The organism is Actinoplanes sp. NPDC051388, assembly GCF_055586225.1.
Genome location: NZ_JBVJIP010000003.1, coordinates 402,490 through 414,512 on the forward strand (window position 1 = coordinate 402,490; position 12,023 = coordinate 414,512).

Annotated in this window: 11 protein-coding genes; 7 read left to right on the forward strand and 4 right to left on the reverse strand. The window is 70.9% G+C overall.

The window, feature by feature from the left end; all coding sequences use genetic code 11:
- Positions 1-7 precede the first annotated feature (7 nt).
- Positions 8-1,555 (forward strand): glutamine-hydrolyzing GMP synthase, encoded by a 1,548-nt coding sequence (guaA, locus tag ACZ6TI_RS10360; RefSeq protein ID WP_465344692.1) that lies wholly within the window; start codon positions 8-10, stop codon positions 1,553-1,555.
- Here the strand turns inward: guaA and ACZ6TI_RS10365 are convergent.
- Positions 1,539-1,805: a PspC domain-containing protein gene (locus tag ACZ6TI_RS10365; protein ID WP_465344693.1), complete on the reverse strand. Its 267-nt coding sequence runs from the start codon at positions 1,803-1,805 to the stop codon at positions 1,539-1,541. The two genes, guaA and ACZ6TI_RS10365, sit on opposite strands and share 17 nt — an antisense overlap.
- Positions 1,806-2,012: 207 nt before the next feature.
- On the opposite strand from ACZ6TI_RS10365, the gene ACZ6TI_RS10370 reads away from it, so the two are divergent.
- The 3 genes from ACZ6TI_RS10370 (at position 2,013) to ACZ6TI_RS10380 (ending at position 4,960) form a co-directional block, all read left to right on the forward strand.
- Positions 2,013-2,960, forward strand: a complete 948-nt coding sequence (locus ACZ6TI_RS10370; RefSeq protein ID WP_465344694.1) for an NUDIX domain-containing protein — start codon at positions 2,013-2,015, stop codon at positions 2,958-2,960.
- A 10-nt stretch (positions 2,961-2,970) separates the two neighbouring features.
- Positions 2,971-3,756: an NUDIX hydrolase gene (locus ACZ6TI_RS10375; protein WP_465344695.1), complete on the forward strand. Its 786-nt coding sequence runs from the start codon at positions 2,971-2,973 to the stop codon at positions 3,754-3,756.
- Positions 3,757-4,174: 418 nt separating this feature from the next.
- Entirely contained in the window at positions 4,175-4,960 is a 786-nt protein-coding gene (locus tag ACZ6TI_RS10380) for a CDP-alcohol phosphatidyltransferase family protein (RefSeq protein WP_465344991.1), read from the forward strand.
- Here the strand turns inward: ACZ6TI_RS10380 and ACZ6TI_RS10385 are convergent.
- From ACZ6TI_RS10385 to ACZ6TI_RS10395, 3 genes are all read right to left on the reverse strand, one after another.
- Entirely contained in the window at positions 4,937-6,178 is a 1,242-nt protein-coding gene (locus ACZ6TI_RS10385) for a phosphatidylserine decarboxylase (RefSeq protein ID WP_465344696.1), read from the reverse strand. The two genes, ACZ6TI_RS10380 and ACZ6TI_RS10385, sit on opposite strands and share 24 nt — an antisense overlap.
- Before the next feature lie 74 nt (positions 6,179-6,252).
- Positions 6,253-6,606, reverse strand: coding sequence for a hypothetical protein (locus ACZ6TI_RS10390; RefSeq protein WP_465344697.1), 354 nt, complete (start codon positions 6,604-6,606; stop codon positions 6,253-6,255).
- A complete protein-coding gene (locus ACZ6TI_RS10395) occupies positions 6,603-8,051 on the reverse strand; it encodes a PspC domain-containing protein (protein WP_465344698.1) in 1,449 nt (482 codons plus the stop codon). The genes ACZ6TI_RS10390 and ACZ6TI_RS10395 overlap by 4 nt, the downstream gene beginning before the upstream one ends.
- 213 nt (positions 8,052-8,264) lie before the next feature.
- Between ACZ6TI_RS10395 and ACZ6TI_RS10400 the strand changes: the two genes are divergently transcribed.
- The 3 genes from ACZ6TI_RS10400 to ACZ6TI_RS10410 all read left to right on the forward strand — a co-directional run bounded on the left by ACZ6TI_RS10400 (position 8,265) and on the right by ACZ6TI_RS10410 (position 11,888).
- Positions 8,265-9,470 carry a PspC domain-containing protein gene (locus ACZ6TI_RS10400; RefSeq protein WP_465344992.1) on the forward strand — a complete coding sequence of 402 codons (1,206 nt, stop codon included), beginning with the start codon at positions 8,265-8,267 and terminating at the stop codon, positions 9,468-9,470.
- Positions 9,467-10,117 (forward strand): response regulator, encoded by a 651-nt coding sequence (locus ACZ6TI_RS10405; protein ID WP_465344699.1) that lies wholly within the window; start codon positions 9,467-9,469, stop codon positions 10,115-10,117. The genes ACZ6TI_RS10400 and ACZ6TI_RS10405 overlap by 4 nt, the downstream gene beginning before the upstream one ends.
- Before the next feature lie 136 nt (positions 10,118-10,253).
- Entirely contained in the window at positions 10,254-11,888 is a 1,635-nt protein-coding gene (locus tag ACZ6TI_RS10410) for a peptide ABC transporter substrate-binding protein (protein WP_465344700.1), read from the forward strand.
- Positions 11,889-12,023 lie beyond the last annotated feature (135 nt).

Sequence of the window (12,023 nt, forward strand, 5' to 3'; positions counted from 1 at the left end):
GCACGTCATGACGACCCCCCGGCCCGTGCTCGTTGTCGACTTCGGCGCGCAATACGCCCAGCTGATCGCCCGGAGGGTGCGTGAGGCGCGGGTCTATTCCGAGATCGTGCCGCACGACATGCCGGTCGTCGACATGCTGGCCAAGGACCCCGCCGCGATCATCCTGTCCGGCGGGCCGTCCAGTGTGTACGAGCCCGGCGCCCCGGGCCTGGACGCCTCGCTCTTCGACAGCGAGGTCCCGGTCTTCGGCATCTGTTACGGCTTCCAGGCGATGGCCCAGGCACTCGGCGGCACGGTCGCGCACACCGGCGCCCGAGAGTACGGCCGCACCCTGCTCACCACCCAGGCCGGCACGCTGCTCCGCGACCTGCCCGGCGACCTGCCGGTCTGGATGTCGCACGGCGACAGCGTGACGATCGCGCCCGAGGGCTTCATGGTCACCGCCTCGTCCGGCGGCGCGCCGGTCGCGGCCTTCGAAAACGTCACCGCCCGGCGGGCCGGCGTGCAGTTCCACCCCGAGGTGGCGCACACCCAGCAGGGCCAGGAGATGCTCAGGCGGTTCCTCTACGACATCGCCGGCATCGAGCCGACCTGGACGCCGGACAACATCATCGAGGACCAGGTCGCTCTCATCAAAGCGCGCGTCGGCGACAAGCAGGTGATCTGCGGGCTGTCCGGCGGGGTCGACTCGGCGGTCGCCGCGGCGCTCGTGCACAAGGCCGTCGGCGACCAGCTGACCTGCGTCTTCGTCGACCACGGCCTGCTGCGGGCGGGCGAGGCCGAGCAGGTGGAGAAGGACTACGTGGCGGCCACCGGCATCCGCCTCAAGGTGGTCGACGCCGCCGACCGCTTCCTCGGCGCGCTCGCCGGCGTCGAGGACCCGGAGCAGAAGCGCAAGATCATCGGTCGCGAGTTCATCCGGGTCTTCGAGCAGGCCGCCCGCGAGGTGGACGCCGAGCGGCACGTCGAGTTCCTGGTGCAGGGCACGCTTTACCCCGACGTGGTGGAGTCCGGCGGCGGCACCGGCACGGCGAACATCAAGAGCCACCACAACGTCGGCGGGCTGCCCGACGACCTGAAGTTCGCGCTTGTCGAGCCGCTGCGCACGCTCTTCAAGGACGAGGTGCGCCAGCTCGGCGCCGAGCTCGGCCTGCCCGAGGAGATCGTCCAGCGGCACCCCTTCCCCGGGCCGGGCCTGGCGATCCGGATCATCGGCGCGGTCGACCGCGACCGCCTCGAGATCCTGCGGGCGGCGGACCTGATCGCCCGCGAGGAGCTCACCGCCGCCGGGCTGGACCGATCGGTCTGGCAGTTCCCGGTGGTGCTGCTGGCCGACGTGCGCAGCGTGGGGGTGCAGGGCGACGGACGCACCTACGGCCACCCGGTGGTGCTGCGGCCGGTCTCCAGCGAGGACGCCATGACCGCGGACTGGTCGCGGCTGCCCTATGAGGTGGTCGCGCGCATCTCCACCCGGATCACCAACGAGGTGCGCGAGGTGAACCGGGTGGTGCTCGACGTGACCAGCAAGCCGCCGGGCACTATCGAGTGGGAGTGATGTCGGCCGGCGGGACGTGGTCCTCGGGGACGGGTGTTCCGCCGGCTCCCTCGGGGATCAGGAACCACATCACCGGATAGGCGAGCAGCGAGACGCCCCAGGTGATCACGGCGAGCAGGGCGAAGCCCACTCGGACCAGGACCGGGTCGACGTTGAAGTAACGGCCGATGCCGCTGCACACGCCGGCCACGATGCGGTCGTCGAGGGGGCGCATCAACTGGCGGTAGGGGGTGACGGTTGGTGTTGTCATGCCTCCACGGTGCGCTTCCGGAGGCCCCTAAAACCTCGGTGATGGCCCCGATCCATACCCTGATTCGAGGCCCTTACTGCAGGTGACGGCCTGTGTGCGTTGAGCGTTCGACAGGCCTCTGAACTGCGATTACGTAGCGCTATCGCCCTGTCAGGAATCCGACAGACGATTTCTGCAGGTAACACAATCCCGGCAGAATGCCGCTGTGTGACCCCCGCATTGGAACCGTTACGCCGGATCGCCGCGTACGCCGTCTGCAACGACGCCGATGGCCGCGTCCTCCTGGTCCGGGCCTCCACCCGCTCCGGCACCCCCGGAGTCTGGTCGCTGCCCGGTGGCGCCGTCGATCACGGCGAGGACCCGAATCACACCGTCGTCCGCGAGACCGCCGCGGAAACCGGCCTGTCCGTCGCCGTCTCCGGACTGCACGACGTGCTGGCCGACATGCGGTCGCTGCCGCACCGAGGCGTCACCATCCACACCGACCGCCTGATCTATCAGGTCTCGGTCCGCGGTGGCACGCTTCTCGACCGGGTCGGCCACCCCACCGACCTGGCCCGCTGGTTCGACCCGGCGGACGCGGCCAAGCTCAAGCTCCGCGCCTTCACCGCGGCCGCCCTCGGGCTGCCCGAGGCGTCGGCCGATCTGCGGCCGGAGGGCGTGCCCGACTTCCCGTCGTTCTATGCCTATCCGGGCCCCGACGGGCTGCACCGGGCGCAGCGTTTCGCGGCCTACGCGATCGCCACCGATCCCCACGACAACCTGCTGCTCACCCGCATCGCGCCGGGCTATCCGGGGGCCGGCTGCTGGCATCTGCCGGGCGGCGGCACCGACTATGGCGAGCAACCCGGCACCGCGCTGATCCGCGAGCTGGTCGAGGAGACCGGTCAGCGGGGCCGCCTGGTGAAGTTGCTCGGAGTAGCGAGCCACCGTGACGCTGCGTCGCTCGGGCCCGAGGGATACCCGATCGACTGGCACGGCGTCCGCGCGTTCTACCGGGTCATCGTCGACGCGCCGACCGAGGTCGAGGTCGGCGACGTGGGCGGTTCCACCTCCGAAGCGCGCTGGATGGCCCTCAAGGAGGTCGCCGACCTGCCCGCCGACGCGCTCACCGAGGTGACCGCCGAGGCACTGCGGGCGGCACGCTTGACCTAACTTGGGTCGGGTGACGATTCGACAGGTCTCCGCGCACGGGCTGCTCCGCGACTCCGCGGGCCGGATGCTGCTGGCCGGTGATGCCCTGCCGGGTGGCCTCCTCGGCCACGGCGAGCCGCCGGCCGACGCGGTGACCAGGCATTTCCAAGAACAGACCGGTCTTTCGGTACGCACGACGAGCGTGCACGCGGTCACCGCCGAGATGTCGGCGGACGGCCGCGTGCACACCGACCGGATCATCTATGACGTCGAGCCCGTCGGCGGCGAGCCGCTGCCCGCGGCGACCTGGCAGATCCCGGACGAGCTGCCGCTCGGAGCGTTGCCGGCGGCGCCCGCCCCGACCGACCGCCGACACCAGCGGTTCAGCGCATATGCCCTGGCCACGGACCCGGCCGGGCGCATCCTGCTGACCCGGATCGCGCCCGGATATCCGAGCGCCGGGCGCTGGCACCTGCCCGGCGGCGGCACCGATCCGGGGGAGACGCCGGAGCAGGGGCTGGCCCGTGAGCTGGTGGAGGAGACCTCGCAGACCGGGCGGATCGTGGGGTTGATCGGGGTCTCCGATCGCCACAATCCGGCGGCGGTCGGGCCGGAGGGCGTACCCATGGATTGGCATGTGGTCCGGGTGCTCTATCGCGTGCTGGTGGACGCGCCGGGGGATGCCGTGGTCAGCGAGGCGGCGGGTGGCTCGACGGACTCGGTGGCCTGGTTCGAGCCGGCCGAGGCGGCGCGCCTGCCGCTCACCGAGATCGCCCGCGCGGCCGTAGCAGAAACCGTGGGTGACGTGATCAGTTAGACTCGTCACAGGGAGAGCCTGTGAGATGGGCCATCCCGTCCGCCCGGAGGAGGACTGCGGCGGAGCGCGTCGTTGCAATAGACGGCCGCGTCGTCTCCCGAGTGAGCGACTCGCTTGGGAACGATCGGCTGTGCAATGGTGTAACCCGCCGAAATCGGTACCCGTAAGTGCGAACGGGCCGTGGCACCGCCCCGCCGTGATACAGCCGCGGCCGGGTCAGACGATCCCATGGAGGAAGCACGTGCGGAGAACCCCCTGGCGCCGGCGACGTACGACGGACAGTCCCCGTCCCGCCGGGCGTCGTTGGGCCGGCCGGTTGCGTCGTGGCGGCACCGTCGCCCGGCAGGCGCTGCTGGTTCGCGTGGGTCGTCGCAGGTCCGGTGACTCCGGGCGCGCCGCCACCGCCACCCAGGCCGAGGTGATCTACACCGGATACGAGCCGGTCCGGACCCGCCCGGCGCTCCCGGCGGCGCCGATCACCGACGCCGTCTGCCCCGCGCTGCTGCCCGGTGAGCACACCGCCCGGCGCCGGGTCTCGTTCAGCCTCGTCAACGCGTGCACGCTGGCCAGCCTCGGCCTCGGCATGCTGGCGATCATGCTGGCCATGCACGACGACGTGCGGCTCGCCGCGGCCTGCCTGGTCGCCTGCGTGGCGTTCGACGGCCTGGACGGCGCGCTGGCCCGCAAGCTGGGCGTCTCGTCGCCGTTCGGGGCGCAGATGGACTCGCTCGCGGACATGTGCTCGTTCGGGCTCGCCGCTCCGGTCGTGGTCTATGCCTCCCTCGCGCACAGCGTGCCGACCCCGGCCGCCGCGATCGCCTGCGTGATGGTGGCCGGCTGCGCCGCGATCCGGCTGGCCCGCTTCAACGTCTCGCCCAAGGACGGCAAGTTCTTCTCCGGCGTGCCGACCACCATGGCCGCCGCCGTGCTGGCGCTGGCCGTGCTGATCGACCTGCCGGTGCCCGGCCTGGCGCTGCTCGGCGGGGTGGCCGTCCTCGCCTTCGCGATGGTGTCGTCGTTCCCCTACGCCAAGCTGGCCCGCATCGTGAAGCTGCCGCCGTGGTTCTGGCTGATGCCGATCGTGGGCGCGCTGGTCGACGCGCGGCTGACCTTCGTCGCGCTGGTCTGCGCCTATCTGGTGAGCGGCCCGTTCATGTGGCTGCGCGGCCGCCGGTCGGCGCTAGCGCCAGCGGGCGAGCACTGAGCTGCCGCCGATCACCTTGTCGTTGACGGTGACGGCCGGGGTCGCCCGGCCGGCCGGCAGATAGATGTCGGTGCGCGAGCCGAACCGGATCAGGCCCATCCGCTCGCCCTTGGCCACCAGCGTGCCGATCGGCACCCGCTGCACGATGCGGCGGGCGATCAGGCCGGTGCGCTGGGCCACCACCACGGTGCCCCGGTCGGTGTCCAGCACGGTGTACGCCGCGACGTTGTGCTCGGCGGCGGCGGTCATCGCGTTCGCATAACCGCCCTCCTCCACGAAGTAGTCGGTCACGCGGCCGGCCACCGGGGTGCGGTTGACGTGCACGTCGAGCACCGACAGGAAGACGGCGATCCGCAGGAAGTCGCCGCCGAACCGCTCCTCGGTGACGTGCTCGACGGAGAGCACCCGGCCGTCGCTGGCCGCCACGATGCTCTTCGGGTCGGTCGGGATGTCCCGCTCCGGGTCCCGGAAGAAGGCCGCGATCGGAGCTGCGGCCAGGGCCGGGAGCAGCCAGAGCTTGGAGCCGGGCCGGGCGCGGCGGGCGGCCGCGGCCAGGCCGAGCGCGATGCCGGCCGCGACCACGCCGTTCGAGTCGATGTGCATGCTCCGGGTGACCGGCACGCTCGACGGGCGGTATGCCGGCGACAGCGTGGCCGCGACCGTGGTGTTCGCCGGGCTGAACCGCAGCTTGTGGACACGCACCGGCGGGTTGTTGCGCATCACCAGGTCGGAGCCGACGCCGAAGAGCGCGCTCTGCCGGAACAGCTCGGCCGCGGCGCCGCCGGTCTGGCCCGGCACGGCCGGGGTGACCACGGTGACCACGGCGCCGTCGTTGAGATATTTGGACAGCGCGTCCAGGGTGGCCCGGGCCTCCTCGGCGGTGCCGGTCAGCGGCTCGCCGACGATCACCACGTCGGCCGGCTGCGCGTCGTCCAGGGTGTCCAGGATCGTGACCCGGTCGGCGACCCAGCTGCCCAGGCCGGCGATGTGGTCGCGGAGCAGCTCGGCGGTGCTGCGCTCGCCGGCCACCAGGGTCAGCGTGTCGTTCGGCAGCAGGGCCTCGACCGCGGCGGCGACCACCGAGGAGGCGTGGTCGGCGCCGAGCACGAGCGCCGAGCCGGCCTCGTTGCGACGGGCCAGCTCGGCGGTGAGGGCGCGGGCGGCGCGGTGGCCGATCCCGGCCACCGGCGCCGTGGAGACGGCAGGAAACGGCGTCATGACGGTGCGGGCTCCTCGCGTGCGGCAATGTGCTCGGCGGGCGATCAGGTGCCGAGCATATTGCCCCAACCTGGTCAGTCGCGCTTCGGGACGTCCTCCGCGGTGGCCGCCGGGTTCTCCCGGGTGAACCGTGCGGCCGGATCGTCCAGCAGTTCCCGGACGATCTCGGCGTGCATCTGCGGCGGCAGGTCGCCGGGCGTCTGCACGACCGCCTCGGCGGTCACCGGCTCGCGCACCTCGGGGCGGCGGCCGGAGCGGATCGCCCCGAGCAGGCCCACCACACCGAAGAGGATCAGCACGCCGGCCAGCAGCCAGCCCAGCATCGGCAGCGCCAGTTCCACCACCTGCGAGACGGCCCACCAGAGCGCGACCAGCAGGAAGATCGTGCCGAAGCCGAGCGAGACGCCATCGGTGCGGTGCGGCCTCATCGGGACACCTCCACGTTGCCGGTGCTCATCACGATGTTCAGGTTGAGCGTGCCACCACCGGCGCCGTCCGGCCCCAGGTGGGTGAAGGGCTGCGCGCCGGCCTGCCGGGCCTCGTACTCGTGCCCGAAGATCACCGCCCGGCCCTCGCTCATGCCGACGTCCACGGTCACGTCCACGTTCGGTGGCAGCAGCACCTCGACCTGGCCCAGCTTCATCTCCACCGTGGTGGTCTGCTCGGCGTCCGCGAAGTTCACCCGCCGGAGGTCCAGGACGGCGTTGCCGATGTTGAAGTCGTAGCGGTCGGCCACCCCGTTGAGCGTCGTGGGCCGGTAGACGTTGCTGCCCACCTGGCCGCCGACCCGCTCGACGCCGGTCGACACGGCCAGGCCCATCGTGGCGAGCAGGGCCAGCGCGATCAGGCCACGGGACCGGCCGAACCAGGCGCCGACGATCAGGCCCAGCGCGATCGTCGCCAGCGCGGCGGCGAAGTATGCGGACACCGGCACGCTCGCACCGGCCAGGTCGATCAGCGTCACGCAGCCCATCACCAGGATCAGCCCGAAGAACGTGGCGCTGCCCAGCTTCGACTTCTCCTTGGGCGGCTTGGGCGGCTTCGGTGCGCGGGCCGGCGCGGGCGGCGGCGGTGGCGGGCCGGCATAGGGCCCGTGCGGCGCGAACGGCGGGCGGTATCCGCTGGTGGGCGGCGCGAAGGTGGGCGGCCGGGGCGGCAGCTTCTCGGTGCCGGGCTCGGTCAGTGGCACGGTCGGCGGCTCCTGGTCGGTCGAGTCCTCCGGCGACGGCGGCTGCGGTGCCTCCGGCGGCGTGGGAGCCTGGGCGTGCTGATGCGGCTGATGGTGGTGCTGATGCGGCTGGTGCTGGTGCTGCTGGTTCGGGATGAGCGAGGTGAACAGCGCCGGGTTGTTGCGCTTGAGCAGCACCGCGGCGCCGATCAGCACGGCGATCGCGAGCAGCGCGGCCCGGAACCCGTCGTTGACCACGAAGACGAAGGTCAGCACGGCCGCGCCGCCGAGCAGGATGATCGACAGCGGCTTCATGCTCGACCGGCCGCGACCCAGCAGCGACTCGATCGGCGAAGCGGTGTCGTTCTCCGCCGGGATGGCCAGCCAGCCGATCAGATAGAGCAGCACGCCGGCGCCGCCGAAGAGCCCGAGCACGGCCATCAGCACCCGCCACAGCACCGGGTCGGTGTTGGTGGCGTTGCCGAGCGCGCTGCTCACCCCGGCGATGTAGCGGGGGCGCAGCGGGCGCACCAGCTTGTCGCGGGTGAACGTCGGGCGGTCACCCTCCGGGCCGGCGCCGAACCACGGCGGCGGCGTCGCGGCCGGCGGCGGATCGTCCGCGGGCGGGGGAGGGTCATAGGGCGGCGGCGGAGGAGGCGGGGCGGTTGATGCCGCACTCGTCGGCTGTGCAGCTTCGTCGGTCATGCCATCGATACTGACGGTCCGCGGTGCCCGCTCGCCTCCGGAACCGACCCTGACGGGACCCTGAGATCCCGCGGCCGCAGACCTGGGGGTAGTTACCCGTGGTCTGCCGGCTCGCGGCGTGTGACGATCGGAGGGAACGTCAGGAGGACCGAGATCACCACCACCGCCGCACCCACGCCCGCGCGCCGTCTTTACCGGCCACGCGACCACCGCATCATCGCCGGGGTCGCCTCCGGACTGGCGCGTCACCTCGGTGTGCCCGTGGTCGCGGTGCGGATCGCTCTGGTCGTACTCCTGGGATTCAATGGTCTTGGTCTGTTGCTTTATGCGGCCTTCTGGGCGGTTGTTCCGCAGCAGGTGCCCACCGGTGAGCCGCCGCCGCGCCGCAACCTGGCCTCGCTGGTACCGTTCGCCGCGATCGGCATCGGCGTCGTGCTGCTGCAGAGCCTGCTCTTCGGGGACAACGGCGTGGCGGGCACGGCCGGCTGGCTGATCGCGATCATCGCGCTCGGCGCCGGCGTGATCTGGCATCAGGCCGACCCCAGCCGCCGCGGTCCCGGGTTCGAGGACGTGCCGCAGGCGCCCTGGCTGGCGGCCGTGGTCGCGGAGAGCGACCGGCGGTCCTTCCTGTTCCGCTTCGTCGGCGGCGGCGTGCTGGTCGCCACCGGCATCATCGGGGTGGTCGCGGTCTACGCCCCGGCCGGCAACCTGACCTCGGTCTTCAACGGCGTGATCTTCGCCCTGATCGGGCTGCTCGGGGTGGGTGTCGTGGTGGCGCCGCTGATCTGGCGCACGTTCAGCCAGCTGCGCGCCGAGCGCGAGGGCCGCATCCGCGAGCAGGAGCGCGCCGAGCTGGCCGCCATGGTGCACGACCAGGTGCTGCACACGCTCGCCCTGATCCAGCGCAACTCCACCGACATCAAAGAGGTGCAGCGCCTGGCCCGCGGCCAGGAGCGCAGCCTGCGGAACTGGCTCTACAAGCCGGCCGCCTCGCCGACCGAGCGGTTCGCCGCCGCGCTCGAGGAGGCCGCCGCCGAGGTCGAGGACACCTATGCGATCACGGTGGAGACCGTCGTGGTCGGCGACACCGACTGTGACGACCGGGTGGGCGCCCTGGTCGCCGCCGCCCGCGAGGCACTGGTGAATGCGGCCCGGCACGCGGGGGTGCAGACTGTCTCGTTGTATGCCGAGGTGGAAGAGGACGAGCTCAGCGTCTTCGTCCGGGACCGCGGCGCCGGCTTCGACATCGACCAGGTGGAGGAGTCCCGGCACGGGGTCCGCGGCTCGATCGTCGGTCGCATGCGCAGGCACGGTGGCAAAGCCGTGATCCGCAGCGCGGTCGGTGACGGCACCGAGGTGCGCCTCACCCTTCCCGCGTCGCGCGAAGGGGTCACCGCAGGAAAGGAAGCAGTCCGATGACCGACGAACGACGGCTCACCGTGTTCCTGGTCGACGACCATGCCATGTTCCGCGCGGGGGTCCGGGCCGAGCTGGGCGCGCACGTCGACGTGGTCGGCGAGGCCAGTTCGGTGGCCGAGGCGATCTCCCGGATCGCCGCCACCGGCCCCGACGTGGTGCTGCTCGACGTGCACATGCCGGACGGCGGCGGGCGCGCGGTGCTCGAGTCGATGCGCCGCACCCACCCGCAGGTCAAGTTTCTGGCACTTTCCGTCTCCGACGCCGCCGAGGACGTGATCGGGCTGATCCGGGCCGGCGCGCGGGGCTACGTGACCAAGACCATCTCGCCGGACGAGTTGGCCGCGGCGATCCGCCGGGTCGCCGACGGGGACGCCGTGTTCAGCCCGCGACTGGCCGGTTTCGTGCTGGACGCGTTCGCCGCCCGGCCCGACGTGCCGGTCGCCGACCCCGAGCTTGACCAGCTCACCAACCGCGAACGCGAGGTACTGCGGCTGCTGGCGCGGGGGTACGCGTACAAGGAGATCGCCAAGGAGTTGTACATCTCGATCAAGACCGTGGAGACGCACGTGTCGAACGTCCTGCGCAAACTCCAGATGAGCAACCGTTACGAACTCTCGCGTTGGGCCGCCGACCGCCGCCTCGTTTAGGCGACTGTCGAGAAGAGAGCACGGAGTATCCGCCTAATATCGTCTTGGTAACGGGCTCACGAGGTAGGCGTTTTCCTGTGGAAAGGTGGCCGTACTCACACAACCCCGGTGAGCGCCACCTGAAGGAGACACTCCCATGGTTGGGAAACGCCCATGGAAGCTGGCGGCCGGTGCGGCCGCCATCGTCCTGTTGGCCGCCGGCTGCAGCGGCGGCTCCGACGACAGCGAAGCCTCCGCGAACAGCGTCGTCATCGGCATCGTCGAGCCGCAGCACCTGATCCCGTCGAACACGACGGAGACCAGTGGCTCACAGGTGCTGAACTCGCTCTTCTACCCGTTGGTGAGGTTCAACGAGCAGAAGCAGCCGGTCGAGGTCGCGGCGGAGTCCATCACCTCGGACGACAACAAGGTGTGGACGGTCAAACTCAAGCCGGGCTTCACATTCAGCAACGGTGAACCGGTGGTCGCAGACAATTACATCGACGCCTGGAACCACGGCGCATATGGTCCGAACGGCAACGGCGCGGCCTACTTCTTCGAGCGCATCGCGGGCTACGCCGACCTGCAGTCCAAGGACCCGGACGGCGAGGACGGCGCGCAGAAGGCGCCGGAACCCAAGGCCAAGACCATGACCGGTCTGGCGAAAGTGGACGACACCACCTTCACCATCACCCTGTCCGCGGCGTTCGCCGGCTGGAAGTCCGTGATGGGATACACCGCCTTCTACCCGCTGCCCAAGGCCGCGTTCTCCGCGCCCGGCGTGCTCGCCGAGGCCTATGAGCAGGCCCCGATCGGCAACGGGCCGTTCAAGGTCCGCGGCAACTGGGAGCACGACCAGCAGATCGTCGTGGACAAGGTGGACGGCTTCAAGGGCGAGGTGCCCAAGGTGGACTCGATCACCTGGAAGATCTACCAGGACCAGGCTTCGCAGTACGCCGACCTGGTCGCGGGCAACGTCGACGTGATGACGCAGATCCCGATCGAGAGCCTCGGCGCGGCCTCGGGCGACCTGGGTGAGCGGTTCCAGAAGAGCCCGAACTCCAACTTCGCGTTCGTCGGCTTCCCGACCTTCCAGAAGGAGTTCGCCAAGCCCGAGGTGCGGCGTGCGCTGTCCATGGCGATCAACCGCAAGGAGATGACCGACCAGATCTTCCTCGGGTCGCAGACTCCGGCCACGTCCTTCGTGTCCCCGGTGGTGCCGGGCTACCGCGCGGACACCTGCAAGGAGTTCTGCACGTACGACCCGGCGAAGGCCAAGGCGCTCTACACCTCGGCCGGCGGTCCCGCCGAGCTGAAGATCACGTACAACGTGGACGGCGGGCACAAGGCCTGGGTGGACGCGATGTGCAACCAGATCAAGGCGTCGCTCGGGGTGAACTGCACCGGCCAGGGTGAGCCCAAGTTCGCCGACCTGCTGACCAAGGTCCGGGCCAAGGAGCCGGTGGGCCTGATCCGGCTCGCCTGGATCATGGACTACCCGCTGATGGAGAACTACCTCGGCCCGCTCTACGGCACCGGTGGCTCGTCGAACTACTACGGGTACACCAACCCGGCCTTCGACAGCCTGGTCAAGCAGGGTTCCGAGGCGGCCACTCCGGAGGCCGCGATCCAGAAGTGGCAGCAGGCCGAGGACATCCTCGTCCAGGACATGCCGGTGCTCCCGCTGCGGTTCGGCCAGAACGTCTTCGGCCACTCCGAGAAGGTCACCAACGTCAGTGTCGACCTGTTCGCCAAGACTGACATCTACAAGATCGAGGTTGCCGCCAGCTGATCCAGCCGGCGGTGGATGGTGGGGGCAAAGGGCCCCCGGGGCCCCCCCCCCCCCCGGGGAGAAGCGAAACACACACCGTTCCCTCCCCCCCGCCGCGTCTTTTCCCCACGGGTTTTTGCTCCTTTCTCGGCCCCC

Coding starts and splice junctions, on each gene's coding strand:
- guaA (WP_465344692.1), top strand. CDS start 8: ATGACGACCCCCCGGCCCGTGCTCGTTGTCGACTTCGGCGCGCAATAC.
- ACZ6TI_RS10365 (WP_465344693.1), bottom strand. CDS start 1,805: ATGACAACACCAACCGTCACCCCCTACCGCCAGTTGATGCGCCCCCTC.
- ACZ6TI_RS10385 (WP_465344696.1), bottom strand. CDS start 6,178: ATGACGCCGTTTCCTGCCGTCTCCACGGCGCCGGTGGCCGGGATCGGC.
- ACZ6TI_RS10390 (WP_465344697.1), bottom strand. CDS start 6,606: ATGAGGCCGCACCGCACCGATGGCGTCTCGCTCGGCTTCGGCACGATC.
- ACZ6TI_RS10395 (WP_465344698.1), bottom strand. CDS start 8,051: ATGACCGACGAAGCTGCACAGCCGACGAGTGCGGCATCAACCGCCCCG.
- ACZ6TI_RS10405 (WP_465344699.1), top strand. CDS start 9,467: ATGACCGACGAACGACGGCTCACCGTGTTCCTGGTCGACGACCATGCC.
- ACZ6TI_RS10410 (WP_465344700.1), top strand. CDS start 10,254: ATGGTTGGGAAACGCCCATGGAAGCTGGCGGCCGGTGCGGCCGCCATC.